The organism is Bradyrhizobium sp. LjRoot220 (genome assembly GCF_964252915.1).
Taxonomy (GTDB): Bacteria; Pseudomonadota; Alphaproteobacteria; order Rhizobiales; family Xanthobacteraceae; genus Bradyrhizobium.
Genome location: NZ_CAXUPS020000002.1, coordinates 716239 through 732546, shown reverse-complemented (window position 1 = coordinate 732546; position 16308 = coordinate 716239). Strand labels below are relative to the sequence as shown.

Sequence of the window (16308 nt, the reverse complement as noted above, 5' to 3'; positions counted from 1 at the left end):
GTTGGCCTCGCAAATTCTTCTCGGGACTAGCCGCCCCGTTCGGCCGCCTTGCGCGAAAACACCACGCAAAACGAAATCACGCCAACCACTCATTGCTGAGCGGAAAGCGCTTCGACGCCACAGAGGACCGCGAATGAAGGCCGATCAGCTTTCGCCGGTCGGTCCGCTACCGAGGTCATGCATCCGAGTTCACTCTCAAGAGAACGTGCTCAAGAGACCTAAAATCGCACTGGCATTTGCCTAGCTATATCGACAGCGTTTGAGCGGCATTCGTCGAGGTTGGTGCCCGTCTCAGTCCAGAAGGATTTGAAAGGGTGGTCCGTTCCGACGCTGGCGACGCTCACCGCCTGTCGTGAAGTGGGGGTCTTCTATAAGCCGCAGGTAGCTAAGTCAAGTGAAACGACAACGCAGGAAACGCCTATGGCACCGGCAGATTCAGCGCTTCGCGTGAATCGATGCGTGCGAAAATCGGCAGCCCGCCCTGCTTATCCGCTTCGGACAGAATCGGCGATTCTCGATTATTTTACCCGGGTAAATATATCACGAAGCACCATTCACCGAGTTCCCGTCCAACGCAAATCGCCAAGCTAAGCCTTTATTTGCCTTTCCCGGCGCAAAACTAGCACTTCTGGACCGGGAATCCTGATGCGGTACACCGACATTGCAATCATCGGCGGCGGCCTCGCCGGCTCCACCGCGGCCGCGATGCTCGGACGCGCCGGGATTTCCGCGCTCCTGGTCGATCCGCATGAGGTTTATCCGTTCGATTTTCGCGTCGAAAAGTTGAGCGGCGACACCCAACTCGATCGCTTTTATCGGACGGGAATCGCCGATTCGGTGCTGCGCTCGGCCACCCATGACGGCGAAAACTGGATCGCGCGATTCGGCTATCTGCTCGACAAGAAGCCGAGCCGGCAGTTCGGCATCATGTATGACGCGCTGATCATGGCGATCCGGGCCGAAATCCCCAAACCCGCCGAATTGGTCTACGCCAAGGTTACGGATGTCTCGACCAGCGACGACCGCCAGAAGATCACGCTGTCGAACGGCGAGGCGATCTCGGCGCGGCTCGTGGTGCTGGCCAATGGGTTGAACGTCGGGCTGCGCCGCAATCTCGGCATCGAACGCCAGGTCATCAGCGCCTGTCACTCGATCTCGATCGGGTTCGACCTTGCGCCGGTCGGCCGCGCCGCTTTCGCATTTCCGGCGCTGACCTATTTTTCGGAACGGCCGAGCGAGCGCATCCCCTATCTGACGCTGTTTCCGGTCGGCAACAAGATGCGGGCCAATCTGTTCGCCTATCGCGAGGCCGACGATCCCTGGCTACGCGAGATGCGGCACAAGCCGGTCGAGACCATGAATGCCGCGTTGCCGCGACTGCGCCGGATCACCGGCGAGTATACCGTGTCCGGCGAGGTCAAGATCAGGCCGGCGGATCTGTACGTCTGCACCGGCTATCGGCGGCCCGGCATCGTGCTGGTCGGCGACGCCTTCGCGACCACCTGCCCGGTCACGGGCACCGGCACTGACAAGGTGCTCTCGGACGTCACCCAGCTCTGCAACGTCCATATTCCGGCCTGGCTTGCAACCGAACGCATGAACGCGGCCAAGATCGCATCGTACTACGAGGATCCGGTCAAGCAGGCCTGCGACGCCTGGTCGATGGCGAAGGCCTTCAGCTTCCGCAAGGTCACCCTGGACCGCGGCATCTACTGGCGCACACAACGCCTCGCGCGCTTCCTGGCGTGGTTTGGCGAAGGCAGTCTGCGACGGCTGCGCAAGGCGATCAGCGCGGAATCAAAAGCCCACGCTCACTCCTCCTCGTCGTCGTCCTCATCATCGTCGTCTTCATTGTCGTCGTCGGCCTGACCGGCCGCGTTGTGCGCCTTGTGGCCCTGGTCGTCCCAGAGCTTGCGGTAGGCGCCATTGAGCGCAAGCAACTGCGCGTGCGATCCGCGTTCGATCGCCTTGCCGTTCGAAATCACGATGATCTCGTCCATCTCGACCACCGACGTCAGCCGGTGCGTCGACCAGATCATGGTGCGTCCCTCCGCCACGTTCAGCAGCGTGCGATTGATCGCAGCTTCCGTGGTCTGGTCGAGCGCCGACGTCGCTTCGTCCAGCAGCAGGACGGACGGATTGCGGATAACCGCGCGCGCGATCGCGATGCGCTGGCGCTGGCCGCCCGACAGCGTGTCGCCGCGTTCGCCGACGGAGGTATCGTATTTCTGCGGCAGGCTCATGATGTAGCGGTGGATCTCGGCCTTTTTCGCGGCCTCCACGACCTCTTCGTCTGTCGCGCCTTCCTTGCCGAGCCGGATGTTTTCGCGAATCGACATGTTGAACAGCATGTTCTCCTGGAACACGACCGCCATGCTCCGGCGCAGCGATTCCAGGGTCACGCGGCGGACGTCGACACCATCGATGGTCAGACGCCCCTCATCGGGCTGGTAGAGCCGCAGGATCAGGTTGAGCAGCGTGCTCTTGCCGGAACCGCTGGGGCCGACGATGGCGATGCGCTTGCCGGCATGGAGCTTGAGGCTGAGATTGTCGAGTACCGGCGTCTCGCTGCCCTCGTACTTGAAGGTCACGCGATCGAAGGTGATGTCGTTGGTGATACGCGGCAGATCGGGTGCGCCGGGCCGGTCGGCGCCGCGGGTCGGCTCGTCCAAGAGTTCCTCCATGTGACGCACCGCGGCGGCCGCCTGGATCGACACCGGAATGAAATGCATCAGATGGGCGATGTTGTAGGACACCTCCCAGAACGCGCTCTCGAAGGTCACGAAGGTACCGATGGTGATCTGGCCCTTGGTGGCGAGATAGGCGCCGATCGCGAGCACCACGAGATGCAACAACAGCACCGAGATCGTGACGGTGCGCTCCACCATGGTCGACAGGAACACCGCCGACGCGGTCTTGATACGCACATCCTGGTTGCGCAGGGTGAACCAGCCGAACGCGCGGCGCTGCAGGCTGAACGCCTTCACCACCGCCTGGGCCGCGACGTTTTCCTGCACCGTGCCGAGCAGCGCCGATTCATTGAGCTTCTGCTCGTAATTGGCCTGCACCGCCTTTGGCGTCAGAATCCGCGGGCCGATCAGCGTGATCGGAAACACCAATAGCGCGACGGCGGCGAGCTGCCAGTTCAGGAACAGCATCAGGATGATGCCGGCGATCAGCTCCAGGAACGGCAGTGCCGCGCTATTGGCAAAGGTCTTGACCACGCCCTCGAAGGCCGAGAGGTCGATCGAGAAGCGCGAGAGAATCTCGCCACGCTTGGTGCGGGCGAAATAGCCCGCCGGCAAACTCTGGACGTGCTCGAACAACCGCGTCCGGACATCGGAGATGATGCCGGCTGCCAGCCGCGCGTCCCAGCGCTCATACCAGATCGCGACGATCGAGGTGATGATGCCGGCGACCGCGAGCACGCCGAGGATCTTGTACAGTGCCTGGAAATCCTCTTCGCCGAGCGCGTCGTCGATCAGGAATTTCAGGCTGAGCGGCATGATGACGTTGAACAACGTCTCGACCAGCACGCCGAAGGTGACGATCGCCAGCGGCTTCCGGTAGTTGCCCAGATACGGCCTGACGAAGCCGTAGACCGTCGCCATCGCGCCGGCGGCTTCCTTGGCGGTGAAGACGACGAGGTCCTCGTCATCATCGTCATCGAGCTCCAGCTCGTCGTCATCCTCGTCGTTGTCGTTTTTATCGTCTCTATCGTTTTTATCTTTTTTGTCTTTTATGCCGGCATCGGCGGGCAAGCCGGCCGCCTTGGCACTGGCCTCGTGCGCGAGCTTCTTCGCAAGCTCAGGATCGTCCGCTGGCGCGGGATTCTGATCACCCGAGGAAGGAGGCTTTGGCGCCATGAAACCAACCGATGCTGCACGGCCGGCATGACCGCAAAATCGAAATGCGACAGCGGTGGACGCTATCGCGGCGATCCTATGCGATCAGGATGAATTCGGCAAAACAATTGGCAAATAATCAGAGCGCCGGCGGCTGCCGATCAGTCCTCGGACCCCATCTTGTCAAAGAACGAATAGCGCAGGCTGTCGGAGTCGGCGTACCACTGCCCCGGCCCCTTGTTGGCCGCGAGCGTCGCCGCCCACAGTGCATCGGTGACGTCGCGGCGATGCATCGAGAGGTCGAACCCGTTGCCGAAGAACAACTCCGACCATTCCCACCAGGTGCCGAGCTTCTTCACCCCGCGCAACAGGTCGTAGCGGTCGATCAATGCCGGCGGCGTGTCCGACGTGACGGAGCCGAACACCAGTCCGGTCTTGATCACCCGGTTGAGTTCCCGCACGGCGCGCGGGACTTGCTTCTCCGCGACGTGGCACAGACTGGTCTCGAACACGAAATCGAATTCGTTGTCCTTGAACGGCATATCGACGATCGAGCCGAGCTTGTTGAATTTCTTCAACGCCTTCGGCGTCCGGGCATGGACGGCCCGGTTGTTTTCGATGCCCCAGGCATCGATGCCGCGCTCGCGCAGCGCGCCAACCAGTTCGCCGCTGGCGGAGCCGGCGATCAGCAGCTTGTAGCCTCTGGCCCTGTTCCAGACGATCTTGATGAGGTCCGTCAGATAGGCCGGGTCGGTAAAATGACTCCAGACCTCGCTGTAGGGGCCAAGCCCGCGATAATTTTCAAAATAGTCGCGGTCGATTTTGTCGGAGAGCAACCCGCCCGCCTGCGCGCGCGTGCGGCGCAGCCGCATCATCTCGCTGACGATGATGTCGGTGGCGGCGTCGGAGGAGTCGAGCAGTCCGTTCAGGGTGGAATCGAACAGATAGTCGCCGACCACGACGATCCCCGGATGTTCCTTCGGCTCGGGCCGGTGGTTGGTCATGACGTCGCGCGCCGGCAATCCGCCCGGCAGCGCGTTCACCGACGACAGCCAGCGATGGATCTTGCCTTCCTTGAAATAGTCACGGGCGTTGCCGAGCGAGGCCGGCAGCGACTTCAACGCGGCGTCGATCAGTTCCTGATCGCTGAGATTGGCAAATGCCAGCGCATCGGAACCGGCAATCAGCCAGTTCAGGACGCCGTGCCTGCCGACGTCATGGCGCGCGCCCTCGTTGTAGACGCAGCAGCCGCCAAATGCCTCCGACATGAACCAGGCGCCGGGGATCTTCTCGCCCCAGAACGGTTCGTCGAACAGGATCGAGACACGTAGATAATGCGCGGGCCGGTCGAAATAGGCGACGTGCTTGACCATCGACCGGCGCAGCTGTTCGCCGTCCCAGCGCATGGTGGCGAGCCAGGAATGCGGCAGGCACATCACGACGAGATCGAAATCCCGCGTCTCCGGTCCCTTGCCGTTCATCATGTTGAGCTGATAGCGGCCGGCGGAGGTCTTGCCGACCTTGAGCACGCGATGATTGAGCTGGATGTCGGCCGCGACTTCGGAGCGCAGGCAATCGACCAGTTGTTCGTTGCCGTTCTGAATCGAATACAGACCGATATAACCGTCGACATCCATCACGAAGTTTTTCAGCGCGTTCAGCCCATTGGTATTGTGGGGCTCGGTCGCGATGTCCGAGCGCGCCATCACCTTGAAGAAGCGCTTGGCGGTATCGTCGTCGACGAACTTTTGGAGCAATTCCTCGGCGGTCATGTAGGCCCAGGGATGCTCATTGTCGTGGGCGCCGACGCCTTCGTAATACTCGATCGGCGACACCATATCGCTGCAGCGCTTGCGGAACGCCTCGATCGCAGCCGCGGTCTTTGCACCATATTTGCGGCGCATGCCCGGCACGTCGTTGAGCAACTCGCCGTCGAATTGCACCTGCTCGGCGTCCATCGGAATTGTCTGCAAGCCGAAATGCTGAATCAACTCGCGCAGCGGATCCGGGCCGGTCATCGAGTAGTCATAGATCTCGGCAACGCCGGCCTCGTACATCGCGGGCGCCGAATCGAATTTACGCGTGAGTATCTTGCCGCCGACCCGGTCGGATGCCTCGTAGATCGTGATGCGGCAGAGGTCGCCAAGCTTCTTTTTCAGGTACCAGGCGCTCATAAGCCCGCCTGGGCCGCCGCCTACGATTGCAAGATCGAGCATGTGTTTTCCGGAAGTTCCCGCCTGCCCCAAGCAGCCGGTCAAGAGTCCTTAGCAAAAGCGCTTTTCACTCTGAAGGGAAGATGAACAAAGCAGGTCCGCGCACCGCAGCAATGCCGAAGCGGCGCTGAAGAGCCCGCCAAGCAGTGCTTTTGGCCGAATTCCGTAGTCTTACGGAGGCTCCGTCCGTGGTGGCGGACGGGGGGCCGCCGCCGTGATTTCACCGCGCGCCGTCGCCAAAAATACGGGTTCCCGCATTCGTGGAATGCGCCCTGGTTCTGCGGACATTCGCTAGCTTTTTCGGAACGCCTTACCGGCGAGCAGACTGACTAGTTCCTGCTGTCGCGAAAGGCCTGTTTTCGCGAGCACCGACTTGAGCTGAGAACGCACCGTTTCGCGGCTGACACCAAGCGTCCCTGCGAGTACGTCGACCGTGCGTGCCTCACCGATGCCGCGTGCCACACGCGCTTCCGCCGGCGTCAGGTCGAACAGGCCCTGCAGGACTTCGGCGGTCGGCACCGCGGCGCGATCGACCGGCGTCACCACAAGCAGCACGGTCGCTTGGGTGAAGATGTCGCGCGCGGCCCCGGTGACGGGAATGACGTGCAATACCATCGGCACGTGATCCGCCGTCGCGGCGACCGGTATCGACTTGATGATCCGGCCATCCCGAAGTCGCGAGGTGCCGAGGGCTTCGGCTAGCAGCGCATCCGCCGCGGCATCCGTCATCGTCACACGCTGGGCCCGGTCCTCGAACAGCGAAGGCACCAGCGCATCGAACAGGCCGTTTGCCGCGAACACCTGGCCGCGACCGCGCAGCACGGCGCCCGGCAGGCCCAGCGCCTGCAATGCGTCAGCCTGCGCACGTGCGCGCTCGAAACCAAGGCGGCTTGCCGCAAGCGACGCCCGGGCCAGATGCGGCCGCAGTTCATCCAGGAAGCTGACGATCTGGCGCGGCACCGGACCAAGATCCTGATGCCGCGGCACGACAATGGCGATGGAATCGCCGCTCGGTATCGGGATGATCGTGCCGGCCCGGTAGCCGAGGCCGTATTTGCGGTAAAAATTGCGATAGACTTCGTTGGTCGCAATTTCCTCATCCGACAGTAGGTCGCCGTCCGTGAGAAAGCCCGCATGATTGAGCGCGATGGCGCGCGGCAGATTCGGATCGCGCTCGCTCCATCCGTCTCGCAGAAAGATCGGCATGGTCTCATCGTATTCGACTGAGTTGACCGCGCTGACGTATCCGTCCCGCACAGCAAAGAGAAAGGCGCCGCTGCCACTGGTCGCGGCGCCGAGTTCGCCAAGTACCGCCGGCCAAAGCGAGGGAATGAGCCCCGCCTCGTAAATGCGGTCGACCAAATGTTCTGAAATTGATTCGCTCATGGGGAATCACAGGTATCGCGATGATCACCAGATTGCATCACCTGATAGCACACGCCGTAGTCAGGCGTGAAGCACCGGAACGTCGCGTTGAAAAAGCGAAAGCCGGCTTCACAGCCGGCTTTCTTGTTGTTTAGCAACTGGACAGAGGCCCTATTCCGCGGGCGGCAGCGCCAGCGGCTCCACCTCGGGAGCGGCCGGCACGATCGCGGCCTGCTTCTCGCGTTCGTCGAGGATCAGCTTGTCGCGCTTGACCGCGACTTCGCGAATCTTGGCCATCGAGGCGCCGGTGCCCGCCGGGATCAGCCGGCCGACAATGACGTTCTCCTTGAGGCCTTCCAGCGGGTCCACCTTGCCGTTGACGGCGGCTTCGGTGAGCACGCGGGTGGTCTCCTGGAACGAGGCCGCCGAGAAGAACGAGCGGGTCTGCAGGCTCGCCTTGGTGATGCCGAGCAGAACCGGCGTTCCCGTGGCGGGCTTCTTGCCCTCTTCCTTTGCCTTGACGTTGAGCGCGTCGAACTCGATCTTGTCGATCTGCTCGCCCGAGATCATGTCGGTTTCGCCCTGGTCGGTGACTTCGACCTTCTGCAGCATCTGACGGACAATCACCTCGATGTGCTTGTCGTTGATGAGCACGCCCTGCAGCCGGTAGACCTCCTGGATTTCGTTGACCAGATAGGCAGCGAGTTCCTCGATGCCCTTGATCGCCAGAATGTCGTGCGGCGCCGGATTGCCTTCGACGATGAAATCGCCCTTTTCGACGATATCGCCGTCCTGCAGATGGATGTGCTTGCCCTTCGGGATCAGGTACTCCCTGGTCTCCTCGGTCTTGTCCATCGGCTCGATCGAAATGCGGCGCTTGTTCTTGTAGTCGCGGCCGAAGCGGATCGTGCCCGCGATTTCCGCGATGATCGCCGCGTCCTTTGGCTTGCGAGCCTCGAACAGTTCGGCCACGCGCGGCAGACCGCCGGTGATGTCGCGGGTCTTGGCGCTTTCCGTCGAAATACGCGCCAGGATGTCACCGGCCTTGACCTTCGCGCCGGTGTCGACCGACAGAATGCCGTCAACCGACAGCATGTAGCGGGCATCGCCGCCACGCGCGAGCTTCAAGACCTTGCCGTCCTTGCCCTTGACCACGATGGCCGGACGCAGATCCGCCCCGCCCCGCGACGCGCGCCAGTCGACGACGACGCGCTTGGCGATACCGGTGGATTCGTCCAGCGTTTCCGAGATCGACTGACCTTCAACCAGGTCCTCGAACCCGATCGTGCCCTCGACTTCAGTCAGCACCGGACGGCTGTAGGGATCCCATTCCGCGATCCGCTGGCCGCGCTTGACCATGTCGCCTTCATCGACGTGCATGCGCGCGCCGTACTGAATGCGGTGGGTTGCACGTTCGGTGCCGTCGGCGTCGGTGATCGCAACGACCATGTTACGGACCATCGCGACCAGAAGACCTTCGCTGTTCTTGGCGATGGCCTTGTTCCTGATGGTCACCTTGCCGTCGAAGTTCGACTCGATGAACGACTGCTCGTTGATCTGCGCCGCGCCGCCGATGTGGAACGTGCGCATCGTCAGCTGCGTGCCCGGCTCACCGATCGATTGCGCCGCGATGACGCCGACCGCTTCACCATGGTTGACCGGCGTGCCGCGGGCCAGATCGCGGCCGTAGCACTTGCCGCAGATGCCGTTGACGAGTTCGCAGGTCAGGGCCGAACGGATCTTCACTTCCTGGATGCCGGCCTGCTGGATGGCGTCGACATGCGTCTCTTCCATCAGCGTGCCGCGCTTGACCACGACCTTGTTGGTCGCAGCATCGCGCAGATCCTCGCCCGCGGTGCGGCCGAGAATGCGGGACGCCAGCGACGCAACGACCGTGCCGGCATCGACGATGGCGCGCATCTTGATGCCGAGCTTGGTGCCGCAATCGTCCTGCGTGATGATGCAGTCCTGCGCCACGTCGACCAGACGCCGCGTCAGGTAGCCCGAGTTCGCGGTCTTCAACGCGGTGTCCGCGAGGCCCTTGCGGGCGCCGTGGGTCGAGTTGAAGTATTCGAGCACCGAAAGACCTTCCTTGAAGTTGGAAATGATCGGCGTTTCGATGATCTCACCCGACGGCTTGGCCATCAGGCCGCGCATACCGGCGAGCTGACGCATCTGCGCCGGCGAACCGCGCGCGCCCGAATGCGCCATCATGTAGATCGAGTTGATATCGGCGTCGGCGCCCTTGGCGTTCTTCTTGGTCGAGGAGATTTCCTTCATCATCTCCTTGGCGATTTCTTCGGTCGCCTTCGACCAGGCGTCGACCACCTTATTGTACTTCTCGCCATGGGTGATCAGGCCGTCGTTGTACTGCTGCTCGAAATCCTTCGCCAGCGTACGGGTGGTGTCGACGATCTTCCACTTGGAGTGCGGCACGACCATGTCGTCCTTGCCGAACGAGATGCCGGCCTTGAACGCGTTGTAGAAGCCGAGCGCCATGATGCGGTCGCAGAAGATCACCGTCTCCTTCTGACCGCAATGGCGGTAGACCTGATCGATGACGCCGGAGATTTCGCGCTTGGTCATCAGCTTGTTGATGATGTCGTACGAAATCTTCGCCGAGCTCGGCAGGAGATTGCCGAGCATGACGCGGCCCGCGGTGGTTTCGATCCAGCGCTTGGACACCTTGCCGGTCTCGTCGATGCCTTCCCACCGGTACTTGATCTTGGTGTGGAGGTGGATGACCTTCGAATGCAGGGCGTGCTCGAGTTCGGCCATCTCGCCGAAGATCTTGCCCTCGCCGGGCAGGCCTTCGCGCATGATCGACACGTAGTAGAGGCCGAGCACGATGTCCTGCGACGGCACGATGATCGGCTGGCCGTTCGCCGGATGCAGGATGTTGTTGGTCGACATCATCAGCACGCGCGCTTCCAGCTGCGCTTCGAGCGACAGCGGAACGTGCACGGCCATCTGGTCGCCGTCGAAGTCGGCGTTGAACGCGGCGCACACCAGCGGATGCAGCTGGATCGCCTTGCCCTCGATCAGGACCGGCTCGAACGCCTGAATGCCGAGGCGATGCAGCGTCGGCGCGCGGTTCAGCAGCACGGGATGCTCGCGAATCACCTCGTCGAGGATATCCCAGACCTCGGGACGTTCTTTTTCGACCAGCTTCTTCGCCTGCTTCACCGTGGTGGACAGACCCTTGGCGTCGAGCCGCGAATAGATGAACGGCTTGAACAGTTCGAGCGCCATCTTCTTCGGCAGGCCGCATTGATGCAGCCGCAGCTCGGGACCGACCACGATCACCGAACGGCCGGAATAGTCGACGCGCTTGCCGAGCAGGTTCTGCCGGAAGCGGCCCTGCTTGCCCTTGAGCATGTCGGCCAGCGACTTCAGCGGCCGCTTGTTGGCGCCGGTGATGACGCGGCCGCGGCGGCCGTTGTCGAACAATGCGTCGACGGCCTCCTGCAGCATGCGCTTTTCGTTGCGGATGATGATGTCGGGCGCCCGCAGCTCCATCAGCCGCTTCAGGCGGTTGTTGCGGTTGATGACGCGACGGTAGAGGTCGTTGAGGTCCGAGGTCGCAAAGCGGCCGCCGTCGAGCGGCACCAGCGGACGCAGGTCCGGCGGAATCACCGGCACCACGGTCAGGATCATCCACTCCGGCTTGTTACCGGAATAGCGGAAGGCTTCGACGATCTTCAGGCGCTTGGCGAGCTTCTTGTGCTTGATGTCGGATTCAGTCTCCTGCATCTCGGCACGCAGCGAAGCCTCGAGCTTTTCGAGCTCGAGCCCCTTGAGCAACTCGCGGATCGCCTCGGCGCCGATCATGGCGGTGAAGCTGTCCTGGCCGTATTCGTCCTGCGCCTTCAGATACTCGTCTTCCGACAACAGCTGACGGTCCTTGAGCGCGGTCAGACCCGGCTCGAGCACGACGTAATATTCGAAGTACAGAATCCGCTCGAGATCCTTCAGCGTCATGTCGAGCAGAAGGCCGATACGGGACGGCAGCGACTTCAGGAACCAGATGTGCGCTACCGGCGCCGCCAGTTCGATGTGGCCCATGCGCTCGCGCCGGACGCGGCTCAGCGTCACTTCGACCGAGCACTTTTCGCAGATGATGCCCTTGTACTTCATCCGCTTGTACTTGCCGCACAGGCACTCGTAATCCTTGATCGGCCCGAAGATGCGGGCGCAGAACAGGCCGTCGCGCTCGGGCTTGAAGGTGCGGTAGTTGATGGTCTCCGGCTTCTTGATTTCGCCGTAGGACCACGACAGAATCTTCTCCGGGGACGCAATCGAAATCCGGATCTGGTCGAAGACCTGGGCCGGCGTCGTCGGATTGAAGAGATTCATAATTTCTTGGTTCATCGTCTTCTCCTCGCGTGCCGGTCGTCACCGGCAGCAAATTCGAAATTCCTGGTAAGCCGCGCCCTGCTCAACGTCCGAGCGGGGTGCGAATGTCCGGCACATCAAAGCGAAGACCTTGCTTCGCGCTGATGCGCCAGACATGAAATCGTAGCGTTACTCCGCCGCCTCGGCGGTCGTGGCCGGGCCGATCTTGGAATTGTGCAGGTCGACGTTGAGGCCGAGCGAGCGCATTTCCTTGACCAGCACGTTGAACGATTCCGGGATACCCGCCTCGAACGTGTCGTCGCCGCGAACGATCGCCTCGTACACCTTGGTACGGCCGGCGACGTCGTCCGACTTCACGGTCAGCATTTCCTGCAGCGTGTAGGCGGCGCCGTACGCTTCCAGCGCCCAGACCTCCATTTCGCCGAACCGCTGGCCACCGAACTGCGCCTTGCCGCCCAGCGGCTGCTGGGTAACGAGCGAGTACGGTCCGATCGAACGCGCGTGGATCTTGTCGTCCACGAGATGGTGCAGCTTGAGCATGTAGATGTAGCCCACCGTCACCTTGCGGTCGAAGGCGTCGCCGGTCCGGCCGTCATAGACGGTCGACTGGCCCGAGGCGTCGAAGCCCGCGAGCTTCAGCATTTCCTCGATGTCGGCTTCCTTGGCGCCGTCGAACACCGGCGTTGCGATCGGAACGCCGTGGCTGAGATTGCGACCGAGCTCCATCAACTCGTTGTCGTTCATCGTCTTGATGGTTTCATCGTCGCCGTAGATCTTCTTCAGGGTCTCGCGCAGCGGCTTGAGATCCTGCTTCTGATAATAGGCGTCGATGGTCTGGCCGATGCGCTTGCCGAGGCCCGCGCAGGCCCAGCCAAGATGCGTCTCCAGAATCTGGCCGACGTTCATGCGCGAGGGCACGCCGAGCGGATTGAGCACGATGTCGGCATGGGTGCCGTCCTCGAGGAACGGCATGTCCTCGATCGGAACGATCTTGGACACCACGCCCTTGTTGCCGTGACGGCCGGCCATCTTGTCGCCGGGCTGGATCTTGCGCTTCACCGCGACGAAGACCTTGACCATCTTCATCACGCCGGGCGGCAGTTCGTCGCCACGCTGCAGCTTTTCGACCTTGTCGAGGAAGCGCTGTTCAAGGCCCTTCTTCGATTCGTCGTACTGCTTCCGCATCGCCTCGATTTCGGTCATCAGCTTGTCGTTGGGCGAAGCGAACAGCCACCACTGCGAGCGCGGATGCTCGTCGAGCACCGCGCGGGTGATCTTGGTGTCCTTCTTGAAGCCCTTCGGACCGGCGATGCCCTGGCGATTTTCCAAAAGCTCCGCCAGGCGGCCGTAGACGTTACGGTCGAGAATCGCCTGCTCGTCGTCGCGGTCCTTGGCCAGACGCTCGATCTCTTCCCGCTCGATCGCCAGCGCGCGCTCGTCCTTGTCGACGCCGTGCCGGTTGAACACGCGGACTTCCACGATCGTGCCCTGCACGCCCGGGGGCACGCGCAGCGAGGTGTCGCGAACGTCGGAGGCCTTTTCGCCGAAGATGGCGCGCAGCAGCTTCTCTTCCGGCGTCATCGGGCTTTCGCCCTTTGGCGTGATCTTGCCGACCAGGATGTCGCCGGCGCGGACTTCGGCGCCGATGTAGACGATGCCGGCTTCGTCGAGGTTCTTCAGCGCTTCTTCCGAAACGTTCGGAATGTCGCGGGTGATTTCCTCAGGGCCAAGCTTGGTGTCGCGCGCCATCACCTCGAACTCCTCGATGTGGATCGAGGTGAAGACGTCGTCCTTCACGATCCGCTCGGAGAGCAGGATCGAGTCTTCGAAGTTGTAGCCATTCCACGGCATGAACGCGACCAGCACGTTGCGGCCGAGCGCGAGTTCGCCAAGATCGGTCGAGGGACCGTCGGCGATGATGTCGCCCTTCTTGACGATGTCGCCGACCTTCACCAGCGGACGCTGGTTGATGCAGGTCGACTGGTTGGAGCGCTGGTACTTCATCAGCCGGTAGATATCGACGCCCGACTTGGTGGGATCGAGATCCTCGGTGGCACGGATCACGACGCGGGTGGCGTCGATCTGGTCGATCACGCCGGACCGGCGGGCCGCAATCGCAGCACCGGAGTCACGCGCAACCACGCCTTCCATGCCGGTGCCGACGAACGGCGCCTCGGCGCGAACCAGCGGCACCGCCTGGCGCTGCATGTTCGAGCCCATCAGCGCGCGGTTGGCGTCGTCGTTCTCGAGGAACGGGATCAGCGCCGCGGCAACCGAAACCAGCTGCTTCGGCGACACGTCCATGTAGTCGACCTTGTCCGGCGTGATCGGCAGCACTTCGCCGGCGTGACGGCAGATGATCAGGTCCTCGGTGAAACGGCCCTTGGCGTCGAGCGGCACGTTGGCCTGCGCCACGCGGTAACGGCCCTCTTCCATCGCCGACAAGTACACGACCTCCTCGGTGACGCGGCCGTCCTTTACCTTGCGATAGGGTGTTTCGACGAAGCCGTACTTGTTGACGCGCGCGAACGTCGCCAGCGAGTTGATCAGGCCGATGTTCGGGCCTTCCGGCGTCTCGATCGGGCAGATACGGCCGTAATGCGTCGGATGCACGTCGCGCACTTCGAAGCCGGCGCGCTCGCGGGTCAGACCACCCGGTCCAAGCGCCGAGAGACGGCGCTTGTGGGTGATCTCCGACAGCGGGTTGGTCTGGTCCATGAACTGCGACAGCTGCGAGGAGCCGAAGAATTCGCGCACCGCGGCAGCCGCCGGCTTGGCGTTGATCAGATCCTGCGGCATCACGGTGTCGATATCGACACTGGACATCCGCTCCTTGATCGCGCGCTCCATGCGCAAGAGGCCGATGCGGTACTGGTTCTCCATCAATTCGCCGACCGAACGCACCCGGCGGTTGCCGAGATGGTCGATGTCGTCGATCTCGCCCTTGCCGTCGCGCAGGTCGACCAGCGTCTTGATGACGGCCAGAATGTCTTCCTTGCGCAGCGTGCGGTGGGTGTCGGGCGCGTCGAGTTCGAGGCGCATGTTCATCTTGACGCGGCCGACCGCGGACAGGTCGTAGCGCTCACTGTCGAAGAACAGCGACTGGAACATGGTCTGCGCCGAGTCGATGGTCGGCGGCTCGCCGGGACGCATCACGCGGTAGATGTCGAACAGCGCGTCTTCACGCGTCATGTTCTTGTCGGCATGCAGCGTGTTGCGGATGTAGGCGCCGATATTGACGTGGTCGATGTCGAGCAGCGGCAGTTCCTTGTAGCCCTGCTCGTTCAGCGCCTTCAGCGACTTCTCGGTGAGTTCCTCGCCGGCTTCGGCGTAGATTTCGCCGGTCTTCGGGTTGACGAGGTCTTCGGCGAGATAGTTGCCGATCAGCTCTTCGTCCGACAGACGCAGCGCCTTGAGGCCCTTTTCCTGCATCTGGCGCGCACTGCGCACGGTCAGCTTCTTGCCGGCCTCAAGCACGACCTTGCCGGTGTCGGCGTCGATCAGGTCGTTGATGGTCGAGTAGCCGCGGAAACGGGCGGCGTCGAACGGCACGCGCCAGCCGTCCTTGGCGCGCTTGTAGTTGATCTTCTTGTAGAAGGTGGACAGGATCGTCTCGCCGTCGAGACCAAGCGCATACATCAGCGAGGTCACAGGAATCTTGCGGCGGCGGTCGATGCGCGCGAACACGATGTCCTTGGCGTCGAACTCGATGTCGAGCCAGGAACCGCGGTACGGAATCACGCGGGCGGCAAACAACAGCTTGCCGGACGAATGGGTCTTGCCCTTGTCGTGGTCGAAGAACACGCCGGGCGAACGGTGCATCTGGGAGACGATGACGCGCTCGGTGCCGTTGACGACGAAGGTGCCGTTCATGGTCATGAGCGGAATATCGCCCATGTAGACGTCCTGCTCCTTGATGTCCTTGACCGACTTGGCGCCGGTTTCCTCATCGATATCGAACACGATCAGGCGCAGCGTCACCTTCAGCGGCGCCGCATAGGTCATGCCGCGCTGGCGGCACTCGTCGACGTCATATTTCGGCGGCTCGAATTCGTAGCGGACGAACTCCAGCATCGAGGTGCCGGAGAAATCCGAGATCGGGAACACCGAACGGAAGACGGCCTGCAGGCCCTCGTCCAGACGGCCGCCGACCGGCTCATCGACCATCAGGAACTGATCATAGGACGCCTTTTGAACCTCGATGAGGTTCGGCATCTCCGCAACTTCCTTGATGTGTCCAAAGAACTTGCGGATGCGTTTGCGACCGGTGAATGTCTGCTGCGCCATCGTGGCCTCTCATTTTCGTCGCCCATGATGGGCGAACCTTCCGAAGCGCGACTGCCATCGCCCCCGGGTTGAATTTTCGAATCGCTTCGCCGGAACCAAGCCCAAATTCAGGAATTAAATCCCAAACCCGTTCCCCAGACCTTCAAAACGCAAAACGACGCGCGGGGCGCATGACTGCACCCGCCCGTTACAACCTTCGCTTCACGGACTGAAAAAGCCCGAAATTTGACTGTCTCCCAACG

General features: G+C 62.3%; 6 protein-coding genes. 1 reads left to right on the top strand and 5 read right to left on the bottom strand.

Annotated features, from left to right (window positions below):
• The first annotated feature begins 645 nt into the window (after positions 1 to 645).
• Entirely contained in the window at positions 646 to 1869 is a 1224-nt protein-coding gene (locus ACSQ84_RS12020) for an FAD-dependent oxidoreductase (RefSeq protein WP_436211870.1), read from the top strand.
• Here the strand turns inward: ACSQ84_RS12020 and ACSQ84_RS12015 are convergent.
• The 5 genes from ACSQ84_RS12015 to rpoB all read right to left on the bottom strand — a co-directional run bounded on the left by ACSQ84_RS12015 (position 1812) and on the right by rpoB (position 16066).
• Positions 1812 to 3866, bottom strand: a complete 2055-nt coding sequence (locus ACSQ84_RS12015; protein WP_436211869.1) for an ABC transporter ATP-binding protein — start codon at positions 3864 to 3866, stop codon at positions 1812 to 1814. The genes ACSQ84_RS12020 and ACSQ84_RS12015 overlap by 58 nt on opposite strands.
• A gap of 140 nt (positions 3867 to 4006) precedes the next feature.
• Positions 4007 to 6061, bottom strand: a complete 2055-nt coding sequence (locus tag ACSQ84_RS12010) for an FAD-dependent oxidoreductase (RefSeq protein WP_436211868.1) — start codon at positions 6059 to 6061, stop codon at positions 4007 to 4009.
• Between the two features lie 288 nt (positions 6062 to 6349).
• Positions 6350 to 7444: a helix-turn-helix transcriptional regulator gene (locus tag ACSQ84_RS12005; protein WP_436211867.1), complete on the bottom strand. Its 1095-nt coding sequence runs from the start codon at positions 7442 to 7444 to the stop codon at positions 6350 to 6352.
• A 150-nt stretch (positions 7445 to 7594) separates the two neighbouring features.
• Positions 7595 to 11794: a DNA-directed RNA polymerase subunit beta' gene (rpoC, locus tag ACSQ84_RS12000; RefSeq protein ID WP_436211866.1), complete on the bottom strand. Its 4200-nt coding sequence runs from the start codon at positions 11792 to 11794 to the stop codon at positions 7595 to 7597.
• A gap of 153 nt (positions 11795 to 11947) precedes the next feature.
• A complete protein-coding gene (gene rpoB / locus ACSQ84_RS11995; protein ID WP_436211865.1) occupies positions 11948 to 16066 on the bottom strand; it encodes a DNA-directed RNA polymerase subunit beta in 4119 nt (1372 codons plus the stop codon).
• Positions 16067 to 16308: the final 242 nt, after the last annotated feature.

Bases quoted from the DNA above. Each gene is read 5' to 3' on its own strand.
- ACSQ84_RS12020 (WP_436211870.1), top strand. From the start codon at position 646: ATGCGGTACACCGACATTGCAATCATCGGCGGCGGCCTCGCCGGCTCC.
- ACSQ84_RS12015 (WP_436211869.1), bottom strand. From the start codon at position 3,866: ATGGCGCCAAAGCCTCCTTCCTCGGGTGATCAGAATCCCGCGCCAGCG.
- ACSQ84_RS12010 (WP_436211868.1), bottom strand. From the start codon at position 6,061: ATGCTCGATCTTGCAATCGTAGGCGGCGGCCCAGGCGGGCTTATGAGC.
- ACSQ84_RS12005 (WP_436211867.1), bottom strand. From the start codon at position 7,444: ATGAGCGAATCAATTTCAGAACATTTGGTCGACCGCATTTACGAGGCG.
- rpoC (WP_436211866.1), bottom strand. From the start codon at position 11,794: ATGAACCAAGAAATTATGAATCTCTTCAATCCGACGACGCCGGCCCAG.
- rpoB (WP_436211865.1), bottom strand. From the start codon at position 16,066: ATGGCGCAGCAGACATTCACCGGTCGCAAACGCATCCGCAAGTTCTTT.